The following is a 23,465-nucleotide window of genomic DNA, read 5'->3' on the forward strand; positions in this document are numbered from 1 at the left end:
CAAGATAGCGACCACCCCGCACACGAACCGTCCCACCCCCTGTGTCGAGTGGGGTCAGCCGGGCGGGGTCAGGGGAACACCGGCAGCTCGTGCACGCCGAGGGCCAGCAGGGTGTCCAGGGCGCAGTGCGCGAGGTGCCAGCCGGGGAGCGGGCCGGTGGGTTCGGTCAGGGCGGTGCAGGCGAGGGTGAGGGCGGCCTCGGCGGTGAGCAGGTCGTCGGCGAGGACGAAGGCCACCCCGTCGACGGTGCCCGGGCCGACTTGGAGGTGGGCGTGTTCGATCCGGGCCCCGGCGGGGAGTCCGCAGGCCAGGCCGGACCGGAGGGTCTCCGGGGAGGGCGGCGGCGGGCCGTCGCGGTGGGTCGGGGCGCGCAGGTGGAAGCGGATGGCGTGCACGGGAGACAGCCTGACGGATCGTCGGCCCGGGTGGTGGCGGGCGTGGTGTCAGGAAAGTGTCAGGCAGCAAGATGTCACCCGGCCCGGGGGCGCTGGGCTGGGCAAACGGATGTCGGTCGGCCGTGATATGTACTCATCTGGGACGGCCGCTGGGCGGCCGTGCGATTGATGCCGATGATGTTCGAGGGGGCCACACATGCCGCTGTTCCGACGCCGCTCGGGCGGGGAGGGCGCGCAGGACCGGGCCGGTCGCCGCGGGTTCGGGTTCGGGCTGGGCAAGCGGGCCGCCGAGGCGCCCGCGGCCGGTCGGGGGGCCGAGCCGCGGCTCGATCCGGCCCTCGGGGACGAGACCGTCCGGCTGGTGCTCGGGCAGGCCGCCGCCGGGGAGTGGACGGCGCTGCGCCCGGCCCTGGCCGCCGCGGACGGCGCCGAGCTGAACCGGCTGGTGGGCGCGGTCTCCGACGTCGCCGGGGTCGAGGAGTGGACGGCCCGCGCGATCGCGGACTCCCCCGATGACGCGCTGCCGCTGCTGCTGTCCGGCGCCCGGCACGTCACCTGGGCCTGGGAGGCGCGCAGCGGCGCCCGCGCCAAGCACGTCACCGAGGAGCAGTGGAAGCTCTTCCACCAGCGGCTGGAGGTGGCCGAGGAGCAGCTGCTGGAGGTCGCCGAGCGGGAGCCGTCCTGGCTCGCGCCCTGGTACTTCCTGCAGATCAGCGCGCGCGGCGCCTCGCTCGCCCCCGAGGTCGCCACCTGCCGCTTCGAGGCCGCAGTGCGCCGGGTGCCCGGGCACCCCGGCTCGCACCGCCAGCGCCTGCAGCAGCTGAGCGCCAAGTGGGGCGGCTCGCACGACGCCATGCACGAGTTCGCCCGCTCCTCGATGCTGGCCGCCCCCGAGGGCAGCCCGCTCGGCGAACTGGTGGCGCTCGCCCACCTGGAGCGCTGGCTGGACCTCCCGGACGGCGAGGACCACGCCTACCTGACCAGCCCCACCGTGCTGGCCGATCTGCAGGAGGCGGCGTTCCGCTCCGTCCTGCACCCGGACTTCGTCCCGGCCGGCGGCTGGCAGGCGGGCTTCAACACCTTCGCGATGGCCTTCTCGCTCGCCGACCAGCGCAAGACCGCGCGGCTGCTGTTCGACGCGCTGGACGGCATGGTCACCGAGTCGCCCTGGCACTACCTGGCCGGCGAGCCGGTCAAGGCCTTCCGCGCCCACCGGGACCGCTGCGCCGCGTCCTGACCCGCGCACCCCGCGCACCCCGCGCGCCCCGCGCACCCCGCGCGCCCCGTACGCCCCGTACGCCCCGTACGCCCCGCGCGTCCCGTACACCCTGTACGCCCCGTACGTCACCCCTTCCGCATTCCGCGACCGAAAGAGCCTCCGGTGTCCCCAACCGACAACCCGACGAGTGCGCACACCTTCCAGGTGGACCTGCGCGGCCTGGTGGACCTGCTCTCCCACCACCTCTACTCCAGCCCGCGGGTCTACCTGCGCGAGCTGCTGCAGAACGCGGTGGACGCGATCTCCGCCCGCCGCGCCCTCGACCCCGGGGCGCCGGCCGCCATCACCGTCCGGGCCGATGACGAGCTGTCCGTCACCGACACCGGCATCGGCCTGACCGAGCAGGACGTCCACACCTTCCTCGCCACCATCGGCCGCAGCTCCAAGCGCGACGCCGACGGCCGGCTGGACGGCGACGGCCTGGCCCAGGCCCGCGGCGACTTCATCGGCCAGTTCGGCATCGGCCTGCTGGCCTGCTTCGTGGTCGCCGACGAGATCACCGTGGTCACCCGGCACGCGGGCAGCCCGGACGCGCCGGTGATCGAGTGGCGCGGCCTGTCGGACGGCAGCTACACCATCCGCACCCTGCCCTCCTCGGCCAAGCCCGAGCCCGGCACCACCGTCACCCTCGCCCCGCGCGCCGACGCCGCCGAGTGGACCCGCCCCGCCCGGGTGCTCACCCTCGCCCGGGACTTCGGCAGCCTGCTGCGCCACGACGTCACCGTGGTCGACGCCGACGGCACCGCGCACGCGGTCAACCGCACCCCGCCGTGGGCCGAGCGGCACGGCTCCCCGCTGGCCCGGCGCGACGCGCTCGCCGAGTACTGCCGCGCCACCTTCGACTTCGTCCCGCTGGACACCATCGAGCTGGACCTCCCGCTGGTCGGCCTGCGCGGCGTCGCGTACGTCCTGCCGGACGCCGCCCCGCCCTCGCGCCGCAACGGCCACCGGGTGCACCTCAAGGGCATGCTGCTCTCCGACCAGGCCGCCGAACTGCTGCCGGACTGGGCGTTCTTCGTCCGCTGCGTGGTGGACACCGACGGGCTGCGCCCCACCGCCTCGCGCGAGGGCCTGTACGCCGACGAGACGCTGGCCGCCGTCCGGGACGCGCTCGGCGCCCGGATCCGCGACTGGCTCACCGGCCTGTCCGCGAGCGACCCGACGCTGCTGCACCGCTTCCTCTCCGTGCACCACCTGGCCGTCAAGGAACTCGCCCGCTACGACGACGAGTTGCTGCGGATGATGCTGCCCTGGCTGCCGTTCGAGACCACCGACGGCAACGTCACCCTGGACGAGTTCGCCCGCAGCCACCCGGTGGTGCTGGTGACCCGTACGGTCGAGGAGTTCCGCCAGGTCGCCCCGATCGCCGGCGCGGCCGGGCTCGGCGTGGTCAACGGCGGCTACACCTACGACCGCGACCTGGTGCACCGGCTGCCCGAGATCCGCCCCGGCGTCTCGGTCGCCGACCTCGACCCGGGCACCGTCACCGCGCACCTGGACACCGTCGACCCGGCCGCCGAACTGGCCGCCGGCGCCTTCCTGGCGATCGCCCGCGAGGTGGTCGGCCGGTTCGACTGCGACGTCGCCCTGCGCAGCTTCCACCCGACCAACGCGCCCGCCCTGCTGCTCGACAACCGGGAGGCCCGGCACGAGCGCACCCGCGCCCAACTCGCCGACGAGGCCGACGGGTTGTGGGCGGACATCCTGGGCTCGCTGCGCGCCGAGGTGCCCCGCGCCCAGTTGGTGCTGAACCACCTCAACCCGCTGGTGCGCCGCGCCGCCACCGTCACCGACCGGGACCTCGCCGTCACCGCCGTCGAGGCGCTCTACGGGCAGGCCGTGCTGATGACCCGCCGCCCGCTCAAGGCCAGCGAGTCCGCGCTGCTGAACCGCTCGTTCATCAGCCTGCTCGACCACGCGATGCTCGGCCACGAGGCGGCCGGCGCCGACGAGAAGGAGGCGTGATGCTGGACACCACCGACGCGGTGATGGCCGGGCTGCGCGAGAACGACGCCCGCCCGTACGGCCGCACCCGCACCGTCACCGCCGAGGAACTCGTCGACGCCGCCGAGCAGTTCGAGGACACCGGGGTCCGCTCGATGGCCCTGCTCGAACTCATGGAGGCCTACGAGTACGACGGCGAGCGCAGCAAGAGCCCGGTGGTCTTCGCCCGGGTGCTCAAGCTCTGGGACCAGGACCCGGACGGCTTCGGCGAATGGGCCCGCCACCAGGTGTACTGGCGCTTCAAGTGGGTGGCCGCCGCGCTGATGGACACCCCGGACGTCCCGCTGCCCGCCATCCGCCGCTGGCACACCGAACTGCGCGACCGCTACCGCAAGGCCGGCTACGACCTCCAGCCGTACTACGCCCAGCGCTACCACCTGGCCGCGCAGACCGGCGTCGACGTCCAGGACGCCTACGAGCTGTGGACGGCCCGCCCGCGCACCGAGCTGAGCGACTGCCACGCCTGCGAGACCCGCGCCCGGGCCCGGCACTTCGTCGACGCCGGGGACGACGCCCGCGCGCTGGAGGTCCTCGCCCCGGTGCTGGACGGCCGCAGCAGCTGCGAGCAGGAGCCCTACCTCAGCCAGGCCACCGCCCTGCTGCCGCTGCTGCGCCGCGGCCGGCCGGACGAGGCCCGCTCCGCGCACCTGACCGGCTACCGCTACGCCCGCGGCAAGGCCGCGATGCTGGCGGCGATCGGGCAGCACATCGAGTTCTGCGCGCTGTCCGGCAACGAGCCGCGCGGCCTGGAGCTGCTCGCCGAGAACCGCGACCTGTTCGCGGTCACCGGCGAGCCGTCCGCCCGGCTGGAGTTCCTGACCGGCGTCGAGGTGCTGGTCGCCGCCCTGGCCGCAGCCGGCCACGGCGGGCTCACGGTCAGCGGCCCGGCCGGCACCGCCTGGACGGTCGACACCCTGCTCGCCCACCTGCGCACCGAGGCCGACGCCCTGGCCGCCCGCTTCGACGCCCGCAACGGCACCGACACGGTCGGCGCCGCCCGGCGCGCCCGACTGGCCGCCGAACCGCTGCTCGCCGAGCCGCTGGCACTGGGCGTCCGGGCCGCCGCCGCGCCCGAACTGGCCACCGCGGCACCGGCCGTGGCCCCGGCCCCGCGGCGCACCGTCGAGGCCGAGCCGGAGGACTTCGCCGCGCTGGTGCTGCGCGCCCGCGAGCTGGAGCTGCTCGGCCACCCCGACGCCGACCGGCTCTGGAAGCGGATCGCCGAACGCGCCGCCGCCGCGGACTTCACCCACCCCGAGGACGCCGGACTCGGCAGCCCGGAGCAGCTGCGCGCCGAACTCGCCGAGCAGCGCGCCCAGGAGGCGCTCGGGCGCGACGACCACGCGGAGGGCGCGGCGGGGCTGCTGGCCGCCGCCGAGCTGTTCGAGCAGGCCGGGCTGCCCGGCCCGGCCCTGATGACCCGCACCCGGACGCTGATCGTCGAACTCGGCGACGTCGAGGGCGCGGTGGTCGACTGGCCGGCCCTGGACGCCGCCCTGGCCCGGGCCGAGGAGCTGCACGCCGCGGGCGGCATGCTGGACGACGACTACCTGATCGTCCTGCAGTCGCGCGCCTACGCCGCCCACCACGACCTGGTCGAGGCGCTGCCCGAGCCGCCCGCCGAGACCGCCGAGCGCTTCGAGGCCGCCGTCGGCGGCTACCGGCGCGCCGCCGTCGAGCTCGGCTCCGCCCGGCGGGCCGCGACCTCCCGCCAGTACCTCGCCGACGCCGCCGCCCGGCAGGGCCGCCTCGCCGAGGCCGCGGCCGAACTGCGCGAGGTGCTGGCCCAGTTGGAGGAGGCCGAACTGCCCTGGCAGACCCCGCGGGTGCTCGGTCTGCTCGGCCAGGTGCTGCTGCAGGGCGGCGAACCCGGCCAGGCGGTCGAGGTGTTCCACCGGGCCCTGGCCGAGGCCGTGCGCTGGGGCGAGGACGCCTACCCGTACGCGCCGACGTACATGATGCTCGGCCACGCCAGCATGCAGGTCGAGGACTTCGGCGGCGCCGTCCGGGCGCTGTCCGAGGCCGCCGCGCGCTTCGACCGGCAGGGTGCCGGGGCCGTCGAGGAGGCGGCCCGGGTGCGGCTGCAGCTCGCCGACGTGCTGCGCGGCACCGGCCGGGACGCCGACGCGGTGGCCGTGCTGGAGTCCGTCCTGGACGCCCAGGCCTCGACCGCCGGACTGGACGCGCGGATGGTCGCCCAGGTCCGGCTGGACCTCGCCCGGGGCCTGGTCGACCTGGAGGAGTACCGGGACGCGGCCGAGGAGTACCTGCGGCTGGCCGAGCTGGTCTCCGACTGGGAGGACCAGGAGACCCACACCATGGTCGCCTGCGAGGCCGCCCTGACCCTCGCCAAGGCGGACCGCTGGGACGCCGCCGAGGCCGCCCTCGGGCGCGCCCGGGAGGCGCATGAGAAGGCCCCGAAGGTCGACCAACTGGCGGCCACCTTGCGGGAGTTCGCCCAGCTCACGACGTGCGAGCGGGGCGGCCCCGAGGAGTGGCTGGACGCCGCGCTCGCCCTGCTGGCCGAGGCCGACGCGCTCGGCGAGGCCGCCGAGCGGCTCGGGCAGGAGTGCAACGGCTGGTACCTGCGCGGCGGTTCGCACTACGCGCGGGCGCGCTGCCTGGCCATCGCCGACCGCTTCGAGGAGGCGCTCGCCGAGGCCGAGCGGGCCGTCGCGGTGTACGGGCAGGAGGGGGAGCCGGCCGGCTCGCCCCAGCCGGAGTCGCTGCGGGCCGAGTCCGTCCGGCTGGCCGCGCTCATCGAGGGCGGCGACCTCGGCCGGGCCGGGGCGGCGGTGCAGCGGCTGACCGAGGGGATCGCCCGCTCCGAGGCGGCCGGCCTGACCGAGGCGCCGCGGGTGCTCACCGAGCTGCGGGAGCGGTTCGCGGGGAGCTGAGGCCGGGGGTGGGGGCGGGTGTCCTTGGACGCCCGCCCCCACCCCCGTGTCGGGCTTTGGTCAGCAGGGGCCGTCGTCGCCCCAGACGCCCCACTGGCCGCTGGCGCTCGGCACCTCGTTCAGGGTCCACCACTTGGCGTGGTAGGCGTGCCCGTTGTACGAGACCTTGGCGCCCGCGGTGTACGTGGTGCTCGCGCTCCACGCCGGGGCGGTGCAGCTGCCCGGGTTGCCGGTCGGGCTGCCGGTCGGCGTGCCCGGGCCGGTCGGCGGGGTGGACGGGGGCGTGGTCGGCGGGGTGGTGGGCGGGGTCGCCCCGGCGAACTTCACGGTGTACTTGGTGAAGTCCCAGTCGCTCTGCGCCACGCTGGAGCAGGAGCCGGACAGCCCCGGGTCCACCGGTCCCGCGCACTGGCGGTCCCGGTTCACCGACCAGAAGGTGTACCGGGCCAGGCCGTGCGCGGTGGCGAAGTCCAGCACGCTCTGGAAGTCGGCCTGGCGGAAGTACTCGGCGGCGTCGGTGCGGCCGTTCATCATCGACACGCCCTCGTGGGCGTAAGCGGTGGCCTCGCTCCAGCCGAAGGTGGTCTGCAGGATCTGGTTGAACTTCACCAGCGCGTCGGTCTGCGCCGCGGCGCCGTTGAAGCCGCCGTCGAACGGCATGATCGAGTAGTTGTTCGGCGTGAAGCCCTGCGACTTGGCCTCGTTGAGCATCTGGGTGCCGAACCAGCCGGTGCCCGCGTTGGTGCCGGCCGTGGTGATCGAGACGTACAGGCCGGGGTTGTTCTGCTGGAGGATGCGGGCCGCGCCGATCTCGTTGTGGATGGCGGCGGTGTTCTCGTACTCCGGCTCCTCCAGGTCGAAGTCGATCGCCTTGAGCCCGTACTTGGTGACCACCTGCTGGTACCCGGCGGCGGTCGCCTCCGGGGTGCCGCAGACCTGGCCGAGCTTGGTGCCGCCGTACCCGCCGACCGACACCGAGACGTCCCCGCCCTTGCCGCGGATGGTCTGGATGACGGCGGGCATGGTGGTGTCGGAGTCGATCGAGGAGGTGCCGCCCCAGGCGGGCGAACAGCTGTTGCCCTGGGCGAGGATGAAGGCCAGCTGGAAGGCCTTCTGGCCGGTGGCGTCCATCACGGCGGCGGCGTCCGGCGGGCTGTTGTCCTCGGGCATCAGGTACGGTGCCGAGGCGTACCAGTTGCTGCCCAGCCCGGGGCCGGCGTCGGTGGTGGAGGCGGACGCGGAGGCCGCGCCGGTGCCGGCCAGGGCGGCGAAGCCGCCGGCGACCAGGCCGAGCACGCCGGCCGCGGCGAGGGCGGCCCGGCCGGAGCGGCGCCTGCGAGGGGTCGAGGGGGTGTGCTGTGCGGGGGTGTGCGGTGAGGGGGAGTGGTGTGGGGGAAGAGCGCGCTCCATCGGATGCCTTTCCAGGAAACGGCAGTGGGGGTGGCGGGCCTGGTCGCGCCGGTGTGGGGGTGGCGGGACGGCCGAACGGACCGTCGGCGGCGGGTAGTTGCCGAAGGTCATCACTGGTATAGACCTGTTGAGGAGGGGTGGTCAACCCCAAAGAGGTCAAGCCGCCCGGCGCACCGGATGTGCTACCCGGGGACGGTCACCCCGACTCCGGCGAGCAGTCCGCTCACCGCCGGCGACCAGGGGCGGCCGGTCGGCCCGGTGAGGGTGAGGGTGCGGTGCACGGCGGGCCGGATCGGCACCAGGACGCAGTCCGGCGGCAGCATGGTCAGGGCGAGCGCGGGCATCACCGAGACCCCGACGCCCGCGTGCACCATGCCGATCAGGCTGTTGAGGTCGCGGATCCGGTGCCGGGGGGCGAAGCGGGTGCCGGCCCGCCGGTAGGCCTCCCGGATGTGGCGCTCGCAGCCGCCCTCCGAGAGCAGGAAGTCGTCGTCCTCCAACTCGCCGACGTGGATGGTCTCCTGGCCGGCCAGCGGGTGGTCGCGGCGCAGCAGCGCGTGCATCGAGTCGGCGCCGAGCGCGATCGCGCCGGGCGGCAGCGTCGTGGCGTCGACCAGAACGGCGGCGTCCACCGTGCCCGCCTCCAGCCAGGTGGTCAGCTCGTCGTCCTCGCCCTCGAAGACGCTCACGGTGACCTGCGGGTGCGCCGCCTTCCACTCCCGCAGCAGCCCGGGCAGCAGGGCCTGGCAGACGGTGGTCGGCGCGGCCAGCCGCACGGTGCCGGTGAGGCCGCCGGAGTGCCGGGTGGCGATCGTGCGGACGGCCGCCGCGGAGGCGACGGCGGTGCGGGCGTGCGGCAGGACCTGCTCGCCGAGCGGGGTGGGTCGGCAGGGGGCGCCGCGCCGCAGCACGGGTGCGCCGAGGGCGCGCTCCAGGGCGGCGACCGCGTGCGAGACGGCGGACTGGCTGATCCCCAGCTCGTCGGCGGCCGCGCCGAAGCCGCCGGTGTCGGCGACCGCGACCAGGGCCCTGAGCTGGGCCAGGTTGACCTCCGAGGCCATGAGACTTCCTCATCCTTCGCGCATCGCCACTTGTTGGACTCATGTTCCGTCGCCGGGCCACCCTGTGTCCAGGACGCGGAAGGCGTCGCGGCACGCGCGGGCATGTGGGCACGCAGGGACGGGGAGGTGGTCGGGGTGCGGCGCTGGTGGCCGGGCTTCGTGGCACTGTCGGCGATCTGGGGCGCCAGCTTCGCCCTGATCAAGGTGGCGGTCGACGCGGGGGTGCCGCCGGTGTGGGTGGCGCTCTGGCGCAGCCTGCTGGGCGCCGGCACGCTCTGGGCGGTCCTGCTGCTGCGCGGCGAGCGGGCCCCGCGCGACCGGGCGCTGTGGGGGCACTCGGCGGCGGTCGCGGTGCTGCTCAACACGGTGCCGTTCACCCTGTTCTCGTTCGGCGAGACCAGGGTCAGCTCGGTGCTCGCCGGGGTCCTGAACGCGACCACCCCGCTGTTCACCATGCTCTTCGCGGTGCTCACCGTGCCCGAGGAGCGCCGCCCCGGCGCCCGCCGGCTGACCGGCCTCGGGCTCGGCTTCGTCGGCGTGCTCACCGTGCTCGGGGTGTGGCGCGGCCTGGGCGCGGGGGAGAGCACGGGCGCCCTCGCCTGCCTGGCCGCCGCCTGCTGCTACGGCGCGGGCTTCGCCTACCTGCGCCGCTTCCTGTCCGGCCGCCCGGAGTCGGTCACCACCCTCTCCGCGCTCCAGATCACCTGCGCCACGGCCGAGTTGGCGCTGATCGCCCCGCTCGCCGCCGGCGCCCCGCACTGGCCGGGCGGCTCGGCGGCCGCCGCCCTGCTGGTGCTCGGCGCGGCCGGCACCGGCCTGGCGTACCTGCTCAACCTCGGCCTGGTCCGCACCGCCGGTACCGCCGTGGCCTCCGCCGTCACCTACGTCATGCCGCTGTGGTCCACCGCCCTGGGCGCCGCCCTGCTGGCCGAGCCGGTCGGCTGGAACGCCCTGGCGGGCGGCCTCCTGGTGGTCGCCGCCGTCGCCCTGACCCGCCCCCGCCACCCCCCGGCCACCCCCACCCCGGCCCGAGCCGCCACCCCGCCGACCCGCCGCGCCGACACCCTGGGCGGATGAGCGAGGAGCCCCGCCGTTCCGGGCCGGGGTTGCCGCGCCCCGGCCTCGCCCGCGCCCGGTCGCTGGTCGGGCTGACGTTCGGTGGCCGCCGAATTACGGGTCGTGCCCGGAGGGCCGCTAGGGTGGCCCCCGTGGTGAGGTCGTGGGATGCGGCGGTCGAGCGGGCGCAGGACCGGTTGGCGGCGGGGGTGCGGTTGCGGGCCGCCGTCGAGGGGGAGGAACGGCGGTTCGCCCGCTGGGACTTGGCGTCGCTGCTGGAGGGCGAGCTGGGCGAGCTGGTGGACCCGGACGGGCTGGACGAGCGGGCCGAGCGCGGCTGGCGGGAGCGGCTGGGGGAGAGCGGCCGGGACTGGCCCGGCGGGGAGCTGTACCGGCGCCGGTACTGGATCCTGGACGGGCGGGGCGCGGTCGCCGGGACGGTCGCGGTGGACAACTGGACCAAGGGCCCGAGCCAGCTCGCCGTCTCCTCCCTCTACGTGCGGCCGCAGGCGCGCGGGCAAGGGCTGGCCGCCGGCGCGCTGGACGAGGTGTACGCGGCGGCCACCGCCGAGGGCCTGCCGGGCTTCCGGCTGGAGGCGCACTGGAGCTGGCAGTCGGCCGTCCGCTACTACCTGCGCCGCGGGCTGTGGGTGGTGGGCTGGAAGCGCTCGGTGTCGCTCGCCCGGATGCCCCAACTGCCCCTGCACCGGGTGCGGGAGGAGGACGGGCGGCTGCTCCTGCTGGTCGCGGACCGGCAGCGCGGCTGGGTGCCGATACTGGCCGCCGGGCAGGAGGGCCGCTGGCTGCGGCTGGACGAGACGGCGGACTACCGGGGTTGCGACGCCTGGGTGCACGAGTACGCCCGGTCGACGCTGGCGTTGTACCTGGCGCTGGCGGGCCGGCCGCTGGTGCGCGGGCCGCAGTGGTGGGCCGAGGCGTGGCGCTGGGCGGAGGCGGGCGAGCCGGAGGGCCTGGCGGTCAGGATCGAGGAGTTCGAGCGGACCGCCCGGGCGGCGGGCCGCGACGGGGCCGGTCCGTACCGTCCGGTGGCGCTGCCGGGCCCGGCAGCGGAGTCGGCGCCGGAGTCGACCGCGCCACTGTCCCCGCGGCTGGCAGACTCGGGGAATGGCTGAGATCGAGATCGACGGCGCGCCCGCGGACCCGGCGCGGCTCGCCGCCCTGGGGCTGCTCAACTACGGGCACTTCACCACCCTGCGGGTCGAGGCGGGCGCCGTCCGCGGTCTGGAGCTGCACCTGGACCGGCTGGTGCGGGACTGCCGGACGCTGTTCGCCGCCGAGTTGGACCGGGCGGTGGTCCGGGAGCGGATCCGCGCGGCGCTGCCCGCCGACGGCGGGCCGGGGATCGTCCGGGTGACCTGCTACGACCCCGCGCTCGGCCTGGAGCGCCCCGGCGCCCCGGCCGCCCCCGTCCTGCTGGTCACCACCCGTCCGGCCGCGGTTGTCGAGCCGGCCCCGCTGCGGGTGCGCACGGTGGCCTGCCGGCGCGAGCTGCCGGAGGTGAAGCACGTCGGCCTGTTCGGGCTGGTGCACCACCGCCGTGCGGCCCAACTCGCCGGGTACGACGACGTGTTGCTCACCGATGGGGACGGCCTGGTGACCGAGGGGGCCACCTGGAACGTCGCCTTCCTGGCGGGGAGCCGACTGGTGCGGCCGGCCGGCCCCGCGCTGCCCGGTGTCACCGAGGCGCTGCTGGCGGGCGCGTACGGCGGCCCGCAGTCCCGCGAGCCGGTCCGCGCCGACGACCTGGCCCGCTTCGACGCGGCCTTCGCGCTGAACGCGGGCGTCGGGCTGCGTCCGCTCGCCGCCGTGGACGGCACCGCCTTCGACCCGGCCCACCCGCTGCTCGCCGAGCTGCGCGCCGCGTACCTCGGGATCGCCGCCGACCCGGTGTAGCGCCTCCCCGACGCCGCCTCGCTGGAGGACCGCTCGAGGGGATCGCCCGCACGGGTGACAAACCCCGTGGTAACCGGCGCAATGGTACGGCGTGGCTGCTCAAATCCCTTGTGAACGGCTGATCATGACCAGAGATCAGCTACGCTCTCGCCCGCCCGCCCGACCCGCCGAAGCAGAGAGTAGCCCCGACATGAGCAGTCCCCCTGCCGCCCCCGCGCCCCGTTGGCCGCTGATCCTCCTGCGCGTCACCGCCACCACCCTGGCGCTGCTGGCCCTGCTCCAGGCCATGCTCGCCGGCAGTTTCCTCAACGGCACCTACGACTCCCTCAAGGACCACGAGGACAACGCGATGATGCTGGCCACCGTGGTGGTGGTGCAGCTGGTGGTGGCGTTCTTCGTGCGCCGGCCCGGCGGCGGGCCGCTCTGGCCGCTGTGGAGCACCGCCCTGCTGACCGTCGCCGTGATCGGCCAGATCACCGCCGGGTACGCCCGGTCGATCGGGGTGCACGTCACCCTCGGCGTGCTGCTGGTCAGCGGCATCCTGTTCGGCCTGGTCGGCGCCTGGCGGCTGCCGCTGCCGGTGCGGGAGGGCCGGTACGAGGGGGGCCCGGACGGCGGCGGACGGCTGCCGCGCCCCGGCGGGCCGGTGGAGGTGAAGCGGTGAACCGCCGCAGGTTCCTCGGCGTCGGTGCCTCGGTGCTCGGCGCGGGCGCGCTGGCCGCCGTCGCCGTCCCGTCGGCGGCGTACCTGTTCGCGGAGGGCCGCCCCGGGCGGCTGCTCGGCAGCGACCTGCCGCTGCCCGCGGCCTTCCAAGTCCCGCTGCCGGTACCGCCCGTGCTCCAGCCGGTGCGCAGCGACGGCACCAACGACTACTACGAGATCACCCAGCAGGTCGCCGAGCTGGAGATCCTGCCCGGGGTGAAGACCGAGGCCTGGACGTACGGCGGCACCTTCCCCGGGCCGACCGTGGTCACCCGCTCCGGCCGGGCCGCGGTGGTCAAGCACCGCAACCAGCTGCCGGTGGCCTCCGTGGTCCACCTGCACGGCGGCCACACCCCGGCGGACAGCGACGGCTACCCGATCGACCTGCTGCTGCCGGTCGGCTCCACCGCCCCTGCCGCCTCCTCGATGGACGGCATGCCGGGCATGGGCCACATGACCGGCCACAACCTGGTCGGCGAGCGCACCCACACCTACCCGGGCAAGCAGCGCGCCGCCACCCTCTGGTACCACGACCACCGGATGGGCTTCACCGGCCCGGGCGTCTGGCGCGGCCTGGCCGGGTTCCACCTCGTCCAGGACGACGAGGAGGGCGCGCTGCCGCTGCCGCGCGGCGAGCGGGACCTCCCGCTGATGCTGACCGACCGTTCCTTCGCCGCCGACGGCTCCTTCAAGTACCCGTCCACGGACGCCTCGCTCGCCGTGCCCGGCGTCACCGCCGGCTACATGAACGGCGTCCTCGGCGACGTCATCCTGGTCAACGGGGCGCCCTGGCCGCGCCTGGACGTCGACCGCGCGCACTACCGGCTGCGCCTGCTGAACGCCTCCAACTCCCGGCTCTACCGGCTGGAACTGGACCCGCAGCCCTCCGGCGGCGACGCGCTGGTCCAGATCGGCTCCGACGGCGGCCTGCTCGCCGCGCCCGTCACCCACGACGGGGTCGAGATCGCCCCCGCCGAACGCTTCGACGTGGTCGTCGACTTCTCCCGCTACCAGCCCGGCACCCAGGTCCGCCTGCTCAACCGGTTCGGCAGCGGGCGCACGGCCGAGGTGATGCGCTTCGACGTCTCCTCCCGGGCGGTGAGCGACGACGCCAAGGTGCCCGACCAGCTGTCCACCGTCGAGCAGTTGGACGCCGCCTCGGCCGTCGCCACCCGCGACTTCACCTTCCGGCGCAGCGGCGGCGACGGCTGGACCATCAACGGCGACCCGTACCAGCCCGGGCGCAGCCTCGCCACCCCCGCCCTCGGCAGCGTCGAGCGCTGGCGCTTCTCCACCGATGTGCACCACCCCGTGCACGTCCACCTCGACCACTTCCAGGTGATCGGGCGCAACGACGGCGGCCCGGGGCCGTGGGACGCGGGCTGGAAGGACACCGTGGACCTGCGGCCGGCCGAGGCGGTGGAGGTGCTGGTGCGCTTCACCGACTACGGGGGGACGTACATGATGCACTGCCACAACCTGGAGCACGAGGACATGGCGATGATGGCGGACTTCACGGTGGGGTGAGCCCGCCGCCCGCTCTGCTGGGTTCCGTTCCTCCGTTCGGCCCAGTGCCGGAGGGCGCGGGCAGCGCCCTCCGGCACTCTGGTCCTAGCGTCGTGCCCAGGTGTGCGGCGAGAGCCTGCCGGGTGACGGACGGAGCCGCCGCATGACCACCCCCGCCGAACGCCGCCGTACCGGGCGGGCCGCCCGCGAGCGCGTCTCCCGCTCCGAGCACGGCCGGTGGATCCCGGCCGCGGACCGGCCGGACCCGCTCGGCGTGCTGGAGGCCCAGGGTGCGGACCGGGTCGCCCGGCTGCTGCCGATCCGCTACGGCCGGATGGCCGACAGCCCCTTCGGCTACCTGCGCGGCGCCGCCGCCGTGATGGCCGCCGACCTCGGGGCCGTCCCCGACACCGGGCTGACAGTCCAACTCTGCGGTGACGCCCACCTGTTGAACTTCGGGGTGTACGCCTCCCCGGAGCGCGCCCTGCTCTTCGACGTCAACGACTTCGACGAGACCCACCCCGGGCCCTTCGAGTGGGACGTCAAGCGCCTCGCCGCCAGCATCGCGGTCGCCGCCCGCGACCACGGCCAGGACGACGACCGGGCCCGGCGTGCCGCCCGTACCGCCGTGCTGGGCTACGCCGCCGCGATGCGCCGGCTGGCCGGGCTCGGCGAACTCGACGTCTGGTACAGCCGGATCGACACCGCCGAGCTGCTGCCGCTGATCCGCCGGACCGGGCGGCGCAAGGCCGTCGAGGCCGACCTCGCCGCCGCCCGGCGCCGCACCAGCCTCCAGGCCTTCGGCAAGCTCACCGAGGAACGGGACGGGCGGCGCCGGATCGTCAGCGCGCCGCCGCTGATCGAGGAGCTGAAGGGGAACGAACTGCGCGGCGTGGGACAGGTGTTCAGCGACTACCGGGCCACCCTCGCCGAGGACCGGCGGGTCCTGCTGGACCGCTACCGCTTCGTGGACGCGGCGATGAAGGTGGTCGGCGTCGGCAGCGTCGGCACCCGCTGCCACATCGTCCTGCTGGAGGGCCGGGACACCCGCGACCCGCTGTTCCTGCAGCTCAAGGAGGCCGGCCGGTCGGTACTGGAGGACCACCTGCCGCCCGTCCGGCTGGACGCCGAGGTCGCCGCCCACCACGGCGGGCGCCGGGTGGTCACCGGGCAGCACCTGATGCAGGCCGCGAGCGACATCTTCCTCGGCTGGACCACCGGCCCCGCCGGGCGGCACTTCTACGGCCGCCAACTGCGCGACATGAAGGGCTCGGTGGAGGTCGGCGCGATGACCCCCTCCGGCCTCCGTGCCTACGCCGACCTGTGCGGGCGCGCCCTCGCCCGCGCCCACGCCCGCACCGGCGACCGCCTCGCCGTCGCCGGCTACCTGGGCGGCGCCGACACCTTCGCGGACGCCGTCGCCGACTTCGCCCTGCGGTACGCGGACCGGACGGCGGCCGACCACCGGCAGTTGGTCGAGGCGATCGCCTCGGGGCGGGTCACGGCGACCCGGGGGGTTTGATCGCCACGGGGGGTGTGACGGCTGCAGGGCGCGCGAGGGCCGCCAGGCGCTCCAACTGCTCGTACTGGCCCGCGAGGTCGAGCGCGCCGAGCCGGGCGACGAGGTGCTCGGCGCCCGCCTCGCGGTAGCGGCGCAGGGTGGCGGCGACCTGCTCGGGGGTGCCCATGGCGATCGCCTGGATCCGCCTCAGCTCCTCGAGCGGCATGCCGTAGTTGGACCGGGCGTAGGCGTCCATGGTGCGGCGGGCCGCCTCGGGGTCCGGGTCGATCCGGACGTTGACGAACAGGGCGGGGGTGACGGCGTCCGGGGCGCGTCCGGCCTCGTCGGCGGCCTTGCGGACGGCGGCGAGGCCGGTGGCGTAGTCGGCCGGTTCGGGCGGGTAGGGCAGCCAGCCGTCGTAGTGGCGTCCGGTGCGGGCGAGCGCCGCCGGGGTCGCGCCGCCGAGCCAGATCGGCGGGCCGGACGGCCGGAACGGCACGGTGGCGGGCGGGAGTTCGGGGAAGGAGTGGAACTCGCCGCAGAACTCGGTCGCCCCCGCCCAGAGCGCCCGCCAGAGCGCCACCGTCTCGTCCAGCCGGGCGAAGCGGCGCTCCCACGGCACCTGGGACAGCTCGTGCAGCGGCTGCCCGAAGCGGCCCGGGAAGCCCGCGCCGACCGCCACCGTCAGCCGTCCGCCGGAGAGCAGGTCCACCGAGGCGAGTGCCTGTGCGGCCTGCACCGGGCGGCGCAGCACCGGCAGCAGCGCGCCGGTGCCCAGCCGGATGTGCTCGGTCACCGGGGCGACCGCCGCCAGCATGGTGAGCGGTTCGATCCGCGGGGTGAGCAGGGAGTCGTTGACGAAGAGCGAGGCGAAGCCCGACTCCTCGGCGCGGCGGGCGAATCCGATCAGCTCGCGGGGGTCGCCGGCGGGCTGCCACTGCTGCCGGCCGGTGGGAAGGAATACTCCGATGTCCATGCCGTGGATCCTTCGCCTTCGGGTGAACGGGCTCAATTCCCCCGGAGGAATGGCGGGCACCTCCTGGGTACGGGTAGAAGTGGGGCGTGGACCTCCCCCAGGCGCTGCGCGAGCGCCGCATCGGCCGTCGGCTCAGCCAACTCGACCTCGCCACCCGCGCGGGCACCACCCAGCGGCACCTCAGCTTCATCGAGTCCGGCCGCTCCGTCCCCGGGCGCGGCATGGTGGTGCGCCTCGCCGAGTCGCTCGACCTGCCGCTGCGCGAACGCAACGAGCTGCTGCTGGCCGCCGGTTACGCCCCCGTCTACCCGGAGAGTCCGCTCGACGGGCCGCAGCTGGCGCCCGTCCGGGAGGCGATCGACCACCTGCTGGCCGGGCACCTGCCCTACCCCGCGCTGGTGGTGGACCGGCGCGGTGACGTGGTCGCGGCCAACGAGGCGCTGGACGTGATCACGGCGGGCGCCGACCCGCGCCTGGTCGGGCCCGGCACCAACGCCTACCGGCTGGCCCTGCACCCGGACGGGCTGGCGCCGCGCATCCTCAACTTCGCCGCCTGGGCCCGGCACATCGTCGAACGCACCCGCCATCTCGGCGAACTGCACCGGGAGTTGAGCTCGTACGTGCCGCAGGTCGCGGTGGGGGACGAGCACCTGGGCTTCGCCGTGCCGCTGGAGCTGCGGACCGGGCTCGGCGAGCTGCACCTGATGACGACGGTGACCACCTTCGCCACCGCCGTCGACGTCACGCTCGCCGAGCTGAAACTGGAGGCCTTCCTCCCGGCCGACGCCCGGACGGCGGAGCTGTTGCTCAGAGCCCGGGGAACTGGTAGTCGGCGGTGATCCGCCCCTCGGCGTCCAGGACGACGAACTCCACGCCGCCGCCCGCCGGTTCACCGTCCCGTACGGACACCATCTCCCAGCTGAACCGGACGACGTCGCGCAGCCGCACGGCGTCCTGCCGCGCCCGGAAGGTGAACTCCCCGGGCGCCACGAACTCCTGGTACGCCCGGGCGACGCGGAACTCCAACTCCCGGTAGCCGCGCGCCTCCAGTGCCGGCTCCGGGAAGCCGACCCGGGTGGCCTCCGCGCGGATCTCCTCCGGCGGGTGCACCAGGTGCGCGCCGTCCTCGGTCCACAGCCGCTCGATGGCCTTGCGGCGCGCTCCGGCGTCCGGCTCCGTCCACAAGGCGGCGTAACGGTCGGCGAGTTGCTGGGCGGTGGTGGTGGTGACGGTGGTCATCATCGGCTCCTCGGAGGGTCCGGTCGGTTGCGGTGCGCCCCATCCTCGGCGCGGCGTCGCGGCCGGACAATTCCCGTCAGGGAATGGCCTCGTCGCTCTCGACGGCCTCCGAGTTCCGGGCGAGGGCGAGGACGGGGGCGCCGGACCGGCGGTGCGGTCAGCCGCGCGGCCGCAGGCCGTCGAGGACCAGTCGGAACAGGTGGTCGCGGCGCTCCGCCAGGACCGGGGCCTGGTCGCTGACCCAGCTCAGCGCGTTGGCGAGGGCGAAGAGGTCGACCGGCTCGACGTCCGGGCGGATCACGCCGTCCCGCTGGGCCGCGGCGAGCAGTCGGCCGCCGGCCTGCCGCATCCGCAGGCAGCTCCCGTGCAGGCCGGAGTCCGGGTCGTGCAGGGCGGCCAGCAGGGTGGCCGGGAGGCCGCGGAAGGCACCGGCGCCGAGGACGAACTCGTGCAGCCAGTCGGCCAGCGCCGCTTCGGCGGACAGGTCGGCGGCGGCGAGGGTGTCGGCCCGGGCGGCGAGGTGGTCGAAGCGGGCGCCGAGCAGGGCCTCCAGCAGGTCCTCCCGGGTGGGGAAGTGCCGGTAGAGCGTGCCGAGGCCGATCCCGGCGCGCCGGGCGACGTCGCGCAGCGAGGCCTGGGTGCCCTGTTCGGCGACCACGGCGGCCGCCTCCGCCAGGATCCGGTCGCGGTTGCGCTGGGCGTCGGCGCGGGGGGCGCGCGGTTCGACGGGCATGGGTCTCCTCGCCATTGACAATCGGAGCACTGCTCCGGTTAATCTTTTCCGGAGCAGTGCTCCGGATTCTACTCGGGGCCGTCCACACCGCGTTGGGGGAGACACATGGGTACGGGAACGACGATGCGGGCCGTCCGGCTGCACGCCTTCGGCGGGCCGGAGGTGCTGGTGCACGAGGAGGTGCCGCGGCCGGTGCCCGGGCCCGGCGAGGTGCTGGTCCGGGTCCGGGCGGCGGGCGTCAACCCGCTCGACTGGTACGCGCGGCGGGGCTTCCCGAACCTCCCCCGCGAACTGCGGCCCGCCTGGCAGCCGCCGCTGATCCTCGGCAGCGACGTCTCCGGCACGGTCGCGGAGCTCGGCGGCCCCGACACCGGGTGGAGCGTCGGGGACGAGGTCTTCGGGCTCGTCCGGTTCCCCGGGCTCGCCTCCGGCTACGCCGAGTACGTCGCCGCCCCGGCCGACTCCCTCGCCCGCAAGCCGGCCGCCCTCGGACACACCGAGGCCGCTGCCGTCCCGATGGCCGCACTGACCGCCTACCAGTTCCTGCACCGCTACCTGGGCTACCAGGGCGGCGGGCCCGCCGTGGTCGTCGGCGCGGCCGGCGGGGTCGGCCACTTCGCGCTCCAACTGCTGCGGCTGGCCGGGGCGGAGGAGGTCATAGCGGTCGCCTCCGGGCGGCACGAGGAGTTCCTGCGCGGGCTCGGCGCCGACCGCTTCGTGGACTACACCCGCACCCCGGTCGCCGACGCCGTCCGGGACGCCGACCTGCTCTTCGACACCGTCGGCGGCCCCGACGCCCACCTCCTGCTGCCCGCGCTGCGCCGCGGCGGCCGGGTGCTGCCCGTCTACCTCGGCGACTACCGGCCCGAGCTGGCCGCCGAGCTCGGCGTGGTGGTGAACGAGGGCGTCTGGCAGGTCCGCTCCAGCGGCAGCGACCTCGCCGAACTGGCCGCCCTGCTGGCGGACGGGCGCCTCCGGGTCGCCCTGGACGGCGTGTACCCGCTGCACGAGGCCGCGGCCGCCCACCGCCGGGCCGAACAGGGGCACATCCAGGGCAAGATCGTCCTCCGCGTCGGAGACTGACCCCCGGACGCCCGGCCGGATTGTCAGTGGGGTGTGCGAGGGTGACCGCATGCTGGCGATCACGGTGCAGACGGACGAGGGGCGGCACCCGAGGGTGACCGCGGAGGAACTGGCGGGGTTGGTCCGGCGGATCGGGGCCGGGGCCGACACCTTCCTCGTCGTGCAGCGGATACCGGATCTGCCGGACGTGTACATCCAGGTGTGGCACAAGGCGGGCGGCCACTACGCGTTGGAGCACCGGGACGGTTCCGCCGCCCGGCACTTCGAGGTGCGGGTCGACGGGCCGGAGGCCGTGGTCGCGGCGATGACGGGCTGGGCGCGGCACGAGCCGGGCTGGGGCGACGGACTGGCCTGGGCGCCGCTGGACTTCGGTCCGGCGCCCGAGCCGGTGCCCGCGCCGGAGCTGGAGGCCGAGGAGCGGCGGCAGTTGGAGGAGCAGCTGCGGCTGACCCTCGCCTGCGGCTACACCGACCGCGCCCGGCTGGCCGAGCACGCCGAGGAGTACCTGGTGTCGGGCGACCGCCGCCCGCTCTCCCGGGCCCAGGCCGAGCAGCTCGCCGACCGGCTCTGGCTGGAGCGGGTCGGCGTGCAGAGCGGCTGGATCGGCGAGACGGATCCGGAGCGCCTCGCCCGGGCCTTCGCCGCGCTGGACGCGGGCGGCATCACGGCGCGGGAGGACTTCGCCTGCTGCCGCTCCTGCGGGGAGGCGGAGATCGGCGCGGTCGGGGCGCCGGAGGCCCGGGGCTTCGTCTACTTCCACTCCCAGTGCACCGAGTCGGCCGCAGCCGGCCGCGGCCTGTCCCTGCTCTACGGCGGCTTCGACGGCTCCGCGGCGACCACCGCGGCCGTCGGCCGGGAGGTGGTCGCCGCCCTCGCGGCCGTCGGCCTGCCCACGGTGTGGAGCAGCGACCCGTCCGACGCGATCGAGATACGTCCGCTGCTCTGGCGCCGTCGGCTGGTCGGCTGACCCTGGACTACGACTGGCCGTGCGGTTTCGCCGCTTCGGGCCGGAGGTGTGGGACCCGGAGCAACCCTGGTTCACCGAGGCGCAGTTGGCGGCCCTGGCCGCCGCCCTCGGTCGCCCGGTCCGCCAGATCAGGGCCCATCTGTGACGACGACGGGCCTCGGGCCCCGGGCGGCCGCCGTCGTCCGGGGCCCGAGGGGTCAGGGCACCAGCAGGTGCAGGGCCGCGCGCAGGAGCGTGACGTCGACGGGGAGGGCGGTGATGAACTCGCCGTCGGCGTAGGCGGTGATGCCGGGGGACTCGATCCGCAGCGACTCGGTGCGCAGGGTGGTGACCTCCGGGTGGGTGGTGTGGGTGCCCTTGAAGAGGGTGGGGAAGAAGCGGGCGATCCGCAGCCGGGGCATGGCGTCGACGAGGGTGACGTCGAGCAGCCCGTCGTCGGGGAGCGCGGCGGGGCAGATCAGCATGCCGCCGCCGTAGCTGCGGGTGTTGCCGACGGCGGCGAGGGTGAGGTCGCGTTCGATGACGGTGCCGTCGGCGAGGGTGATCCGGAACGGCAGGGGCCGCAGGTTGGCGAACTCGGCGAGGATGGCGAGGTTGTAGCGCATCCGGCCGCGGGGCCAGCGCAGCCGGTTGGCGCGGTCGCTGACCAGGGAGTCGAAGCCGCTGGCGAGGACGGAGCCGTACCAGCGGACGGCGCCGTCCGGGCCGGTGATCCGGCCGAGGTCGACGTCGCGGGTGCGTCCGGCGGCGATGACGTCGGCGGCGGCCTCGGGGTCGCCGATGGGCAGGCCGTACTCGCGGGCGTGGTCGTTGCCGGTGCCGGCGGGTATGACGCCGAGCGGGACGGGGCCGCCGGCGAGGGCCTGGAGGGCGAGGTTGACCATGCCGTCGCCGCCGACCACGGCCACCGCGTCGGCCCCGCCGGCCGCCGCCTCGCGGGCGAGGCGGACGGCGTCGTCGGCGGAGCGCCCGGCCTGCGGGTCGACCTCGATGCCGAGGGTGCGCAGGCGGGCGACGGCCCGGCGGGCGGCGGGTTCGGCGTGGCCGATGCCCGCCGCCGGGTTGGTGAGAACGGTGACCCTGCGGATGACGGTTCTCGCCGCGGTCACGGGATCAGCTTGCCGGGGTTGAGGATGCCCGCCGGGTCGAGTTCGGCCTTGACGGCGCGCAGGATGCGCACGCCGAGGTCGCCGATCTCGTCGGTCATCCAGGGCCGGTGGTCGGCGCCGACCGCGTGGTGGTGGGTGATGGTGCCGCCCGCGCGCAGGATGGCGTCGCCGGCGGCCCGCTTGGCGGCGCCCCAGCGGGTGAGCGGGTCCTCGCCGAGGGCGGCGACGACGGTGAAGTAGAGCGAGGCGCCGGTCGGGTAGACGTGCGAGATGTGGCACAGCACGAGCGAGCCGGGCAGGGCGGTGGTGAGGGCCTCGGTGACGGAGGTCCGCAGCTCGGCGAGCCCGCGCCAGCCGGCGGCGGTCTCCAGGGTCTCGCAGAGCGCGCCGGCGTTGAGCAGCGAGTCGCGCAGGTAGGGCGCGTTGAACCGGCCGTGCTCCCAGGCCCGGGCGGGTGCTTCGCCGAGCGAGGTGCCGCCGGCGGCGAGCAGGGCCTCGCGGGTGAGCTGGTGCCGGGCGGCGACCTGGTCGGCGCTGCCCTCGAAGACGGTGACGGCGAGGCAGCCGCTGACGGCGGGGGCGCCGCCGATCTGCTCGGTCATGGCGAGGTTGATCATGGTCTCGGCCTCGTCGGAGAGCCGGATCACGGTGGGGCCGGTGCCCTGCTGCTCGACGGCGCGCAGCGCCGCCGTCCCGGTGGCGAAGTCGGGGAAGCTCCACGCCTCGTACGCCTTGACGGCGGGCAGCGGGTGAACGCGCAGGCGGACGGCGGTGATGACGCCGAGGGTGCCCTCGGAGCCGAGGAAGAGCTGGCGCAGGTCGGGGCCGGCGGCGGAGGCGGGGGCGCGGCCGAGGTCGAGCGTCCCGGCGGGGGTGACCACCCGCAGACCGCGGACCATGTCGTCGAAGCGCCCGTACCCGGCGGAGTCCTGGCCGGAGGAGCGGGTGGCGGCGAAGCCGCCGATGGTGGCGTAGCGGAAGCTCTGCGGGTAGTGGCCGAGTTCCCAGCCGCGCTCGGCGAGCAGGGCTTCGGCGGCCGGGCCGGTGAGGCCGGCGCCGAGGACGGCCTCGCCGGCGGTCTCGTCCAGGTCGAGCAGCTGGTCGAGACGGCGCAGGTCGAGGGAGACGACGGCCCGGAACGGGCCGCGCTCGGGGTCGAGGCCGCCGACGACGCTGGTGCCGCCGCCGAACGGGACGACGGCGATGCGGAGTTCGGCGCAGAGGGCGAGGACGGCGGCGATCTCGGCCTCGTCGCCGGGCAGCACGACGGCGTCGGGCGCGTCCTGCTCCCCGCGGCTGCGGCGGCGCAGGAGGTCGGGGGTGGACTTGCCGCCGGCCCGGGGCAGCCGGTCGGCGTCGGCGGCGCTGACGTGCGCCTCGCCGACGGCGGCGGCGAGCGCCTCCAGGTCCTCGGCGGTGATCCGGGACGGGCGCAGCACGACCTCGGCGGCGCTCGGCCCGGGGGCGGCGTCGCCGGTGACGCCGAGGGCGGCGGCGAGCAGCCCCTTGATGTCCGCGGACAGCTCCTTGGCGAGGGCCGGGTCGCCCCAGGCGTTCCACTTCATCGGGGGGAGCGGCAGCGCGGCTGCGGCCGCTCCCGCTTGCGTCTCAGGTGCCATGCGTTACAGTTTCA

21 protein-coding genes are annotated in these 23,465 nt (G+C 75.5%); 13 read left to right on the forward strand and 8 right to left on the reverse strand.

Features of this window, described 5'->3' with window-relative positions; translation table 11 throughout:
• Positions 1-68: 68 nt before the first annotated feature.
• On the reverse strand, positions 69-395 hold the full coding sequence (locus ACFVXG_RS03710; protein ID WP_387923971.1) for a hypothetical protein: 327 nt from the start codon (positions 393-395) through the stop codon (positions 69-71).
• Positions 396-591: 196 nt separating this feature from the next.
• On the opposite strand from ACFVXG_RS03710, the gene ACFVXG_RS03715 reads away from it, so the two are divergent.
• From ACFVXG_RS03715 to ACFVXG_RS03725, 3 genes are all read left to right on the forward strand, one after another.
• The gene (locus ACFVXG_RS03715; protein WP_387923973.1) at positions 592-1,632 is read left to right on the forward strand and encodes a hypothetical protein; all 1,041 of its coding nucleotides are present in this window, start codon (positions 592-594) and stop codon (positions 1,630-1,632) included.
• A 144-nt stretch (positions 1,633-1,776) separates the two neighbouring features.
• Positions 1,777-3,639, forward strand: coding sequence for an HSP90 family protein (locus ACFVXG_RS03720; RefSeq protein ID WP_387923974.1), 1,863 nt, complete (start codon positions 1,777-1,779; stop codon positions 3,637-3,639).
• Positions 3,639-6,575: a hypothetical protein gene (locus ACFVXG_RS03725; RefSeq protein ID WP_387923976.1), complete on the forward strand. Its 2,937-nt coding sequence runs from the start codon at positions 3,639-3,641 to the stop codon at positions 6,573-6,575. The genes ACFVXG_RS03720 and ACFVXG_RS03725 overlap by 1 nt, the downstream gene beginning before the upstream one ends.
• A 60-nt stretch (positions 6,576-6,635) precedes the next feature.
• On the opposite strand, the gene ACFVXG_RS03730 is transcribed toward ACFVXG_RS03725, so the two are convergent.
• Together ACFVXG_RS03730 and ACFVXG_RS03735 are read right to left on the reverse strand one after the other, a co-directional pair.
• Positions 6,636-7,985 carry a carbohydrate-binding protein gene (locus tag ACFVXG_RS03730; protein ID WP_387923978.1) on the reverse strand — a complete coding sequence of 450 codons (1,350 nt, stop codon included), beginning with the start codon at positions 7,983-7,985 and terminating at the stop codon, positions 6,636-6,638.
• A gap of 182 nt (positions 7,986-8,167) precedes the next feature.
• Positions 8,168-9,046 carry a LysR family transcriptional regulator gene (locus ACFVXG_RS03735; RefSeq protein WP_387923980.1) on the reverse strand — a complete coding sequence of 293 codons (879 nt, stop codon included), beginning with the start codon at positions 9,044-9,046 and terminating at the stop codon, positions 8,168-8,170.
• Between the two features lie 102 nt (positions 9,047-9,148).
• Between ACFVXG_RS03735 and ACFVXG_RS03740 the strand changes: the two genes are divergently transcribed.
• The 6 genes from ACFVXG_RS03740 (at position 9,149) to ACFVXG_RS03765 (ending at position 15,746) form a co-directional block, all read left to right on the forward strand.
• Positions 9,149-10,123 (forward strand): DMT family transporter, encoded by a 975-nt coding sequence (locus ACFVXG_RS03740; RefSeq protein ID WP_387923982.1) that lies wholly within the window; start codon positions 9,149-9,151, stop codon positions 10,121-10,123.
• Between the two features lie 131 nt (positions 10,124-10,254).
• Positions 10,255-11,235, forward strand: coding sequence for a GNAT family N-acetyltransferase (locus ACFVXG_RS03745; RefSeq protein WP_387923984.1), 981 nt, complete (start codon positions 10,255-10,257; stop codon positions 11,233-11,235).
• A complete protein-coding gene (locus tag ACFVXG_RS03750; protein WP_387923986.1) occupies positions 11,228-12,016 on the forward strand; it encodes an aminotransferase class IV in 789 nt (262 codons plus the stop codon). Before ACFVXG_RS03745 ends, ACFVXG_RS03750 begins: the two co-directional genes overlap by 8 nt.
• Before the next feature lie 190 nt (positions 12,017-12,206).
• Positions 12,207-12,680 (forward strand): hypothetical protein, encoded by a 474-nt coding sequence (locus tag ACFVXG_RS03755; RefSeq protein ID WP_387923988.1) that lies wholly within the window; start codon positions 12,207-12,209, stop codon positions 12,678-12,680.
• On the forward strand, positions 12,677-14,245 hold the full coding sequence (locus ACFVXG_RS03760; RefSeq protein WP_387923990.1) for a multicopper oxidase family protein: 1,569 nt from the start codon (positions 12,677-12,679) through the stop codon (positions 14,243-14,245). Before ACFVXG_RS03755 ends, ACFVXG_RS03760 begins: the two co-directional genes overlap by 4 nt.
• A gap of 142 nt (positions 14,246-14,387) precedes the next feature.
• The gene (locus ACFVXG_RS03765; protein ID WP_387923991.1) at positions 14,388-15,746 is read left to right on the forward strand and encodes a DUF2252 domain-containing protein; all 1,359 of its coding nucleotides are present in this window, start codon (positions 14,388-14,390) and stop codon (positions 15,744-15,746) included.
• Here ACFVXG_RS03765 and ACFVXG_RS03770 read toward each other — a convergent pair.
• A complete protein-coding gene (locus tag ACFVXG_RS03770) occupies positions 15,724-16,701 on the reverse strand; it encodes an LLM class flavin-dependent oxidoreductase (RefSeq protein WP_387923993.1) in 978 nt (325 codons plus the stop codon). The two genes, ACFVXG_RS03765 and ACFVXG_RS03770, sit on opposite strands and share 23 nt — an antisense overlap.
• A gap of 86 nt (positions 16,702-16,787) precedes the next feature.
• Here ACFVXG_RS03770 and ACFVXG_RS03775 point away from each other — a divergent pair, with 86 nt between their 5' ends.
• A complete protein-coding gene (locus tag ACFVXG_RS03775; protein WP_387923995.1) occupies positions 16,788-17,540 on the forward strand; it encodes a helix-turn-helix domain-containing protein in 753 nt (250 codons plus the stop codon).
• Here ACFVXG_RS03775 and ACFVXG_RS03780 read toward each other — a convergent pair.
• Both ACFVXG_RS03780 and ACFVXG_RS03785 read right to left on the reverse strand, forming a co-directional pair.
• Positions 17,509-17,940 (reverse strand): hypothetical protein, encoded by a 432-nt coding sequence (locus ACFVXG_RS03780; RefSeq protein ID WP_387923996.1) that lies wholly within the window; start codon positions 17,938-17,940, stop codon positions 17,509-17,511. The two genes, ACFVXG_RS03775 and ACFVXG_RS03780, sit on opposite strands and share 32 nt — an antisense overlap.
• A 157-nt stretch (positions 17,941-18,097) precedes the next feature.
• A complete protein-coding gene (locus ACFVXG_RS03785; RefSeq protein WP_387923997.1) occupies positions 18,098-18,673 on the reverse strand; it encodes a TetR/AcrR family transcriptional regulator in 576 nt (191 codons plus the stop codon).
• 105 nt (positions 18,674-18,778) lie between these two features.
• Between ACFVXG_RS03785 and ACFVXG_RS03790 the strand changes: the two genes are divergently transcribed.
• The 3 genes from ACFVXG_RS03790 to ACFVXG_RS03800 are packed head-to-tail and all read left to right on the forward strand — an operon-like array spanning position 18,779 to position 20,868.
• Positions 18,779-19,756, forward strand: a complete 978-nt coding sequence (locus tag ACFVXG_RS03790; RefSeq protein ID WP_387923998.1) for an NADP-dependent oxidoreductase — start codon at positions 18,779-18,781, stop codon at positions 19,754-19,756.
• A gap of 49 nt (positions 19,757-19,805) precedes the next feature.
• The gene (locus tag ACFVXG_RS03795) at positions 19,806-20,723 is read left to right on the forward strand and encodes a DUF6891 domain-containing protein (RefSeq protein ID WP_387924000.1); all 918 of its coding nucleotides are present in this window, start codon (positions 19,806-19,808) and stop codon (positions 20,721-20,723) included.
• 19 nt (positions 20,724-20,742) lie between these two features.
• The gene (locus tag ACFVXG_RS03800; protein WP_387924002.1) at positions 20,743-20,868 is read left to right on the forward strand and encodes a hypothetical protein; all 126 of its coding nucleotides are present in this window, start codon (positions 20,743-20,745) and stop codon (positions 20,866-20,868) included.
• A gap of 52 nt (positions 20,869-20,920) precedes the next feature.
• On the opposite strand, the gene ACFVXG_RS03805 is transcribed toward ACFVXG_RS03800, so the two are convergent.
• The gene (locus ACFVXG_RS03805) at positions 20,921-21,832 is read right to left on the reverse strand and encodes a diacylglycerol kinase (RefSeq protein WP_387924004.1); all 912 of its coding nucleotides are present in this window, start codon (positions 21,830-21,832) and stop codon (positions 20,921-20,923) included.
• Positions 21,829-23,451 (reverse strand): FAD-binding oxidoreductase, encoded by a 1,623-nt coding sequence (locus tag ACFVXG_RS03810; protein WP_387924006.1) that lies wholly within the window; start codon positions 23,449-23,451, stop codon positions 21,829-21,831. The genes ACFVXG_RS03805 and ACFVXG_RS03810 overlap by 4 nt, the downstream gene beginning before the upstream one ends.
• Between the last annotated feature and the right edge of the window lie 14 nt (positions 23,452-23,465).

Source organism: Kitasatospora sp. NPDC058162 (assembly GCF_042884005.1).
Lineage (GTDB): Bacteria > Actinomycetota > Actinomycetes > Streptomycetales > Streptomycetaceae > Kitasatospora.

Coding starts and splice junctions, on each gene's coding strand:
- ACFVXG_RS03715 (WP_387923973.1), top strand. CDS start 592: ATGCCGCTGTTCCGACGCCGCTCGGGCGGGGAGGGCGCGCAGGACCGG.
- ACFVXG_RS03725 (WP_387923976.1), top strand. CDS start 3,639: ATGCTGGACACCACCGACGCGGTGATGGCCGGGCTGCGCGAGAACGAC.
- ACFVXG_RS03730 (WP_387923978.1), bottom strand. CDS start 7,985: ATGGAGCGCGCTCTTCCCCCACACCACTCCCCCTCACCGCACACCCCC.
- ACFVXG_RS03735 (WP_387923980.1), bottom strand. CDS start 9,046: ATGGCCTCGGAGGTCAACCTGGCCCAGCTCAGGGCCCTGGTCGCGGTC.
- ACFVXG_RS03740 (WP_387923982.1), top strand. CDS start 9,149: ATGTGGGCACGCAGGGACGGGGAGGTGGTCGGGGTGCGGCGCTGGTGG.
- ACFVXG_RS03750 (WP_387923986.1), top strand. CDS start 11,228: ATGGCTGAGATCGAGATCGACGGCGCGCCCGCGGACCCGGCGCGGCTC.
- ACFVXG_RS03755 (WP_387923988.1), top strand. CDS start 12,207: ATGAGCAGTCCCCCTGCCGCCCCCGCGCCCCGTTGGCCGCTGATCCTC.
- ACFVXG_RS03765 (WP_387923991.1), top strand. CDS start 14,388: ATGACCACCCCCGCCGAACGCCGCCGTACCGGGCGGGCCGCCCGCGAG.
- ACFVXG_RS03770 (WP_387923993.1), bottom strand. CDS start 16,701: ATGGACATCGGAGTATTCCTTCCCACCGGCCGGCAGCAGTGGCAGCCC.
- ACFVXG_RS03780 (WP_387923996.1), bottom strand. CDS start 17,940: ATGACCACCGTCACCACCACCACCGCCCAGCAACTCGCCGACCGTTAC.
- ACFVXG_RS03785 (WP_387923997.1), bottom strand. CDS start 18,673: ATGCCCGTCGAACCGCGCGCCCCCCGCGCCGACGCCCAGCGCAACCGC.
- ACFVXG_RS03790 (WP_387923998.1), top strand. CDS start 18,779: ATGGGTACGGGAACGACGATGCGGGCCGTCCGGCTGCACGCCTTCGGC.
- ACFVXG_RS03795 (WP_387924000.1), top strand. CDS start 19,806: ATGCTGGCGATCACGGTGCAGACGGACGAGGGGCGGCACCCGAGGGTG.
- ACFVXG_RS03810 (WP_387924006.1), bottom strand. CDS start 23,451: ATGGCACCTGAGACGCAAGCGGGAGCGGCCGCAGCCGCGCTGCCGCTC.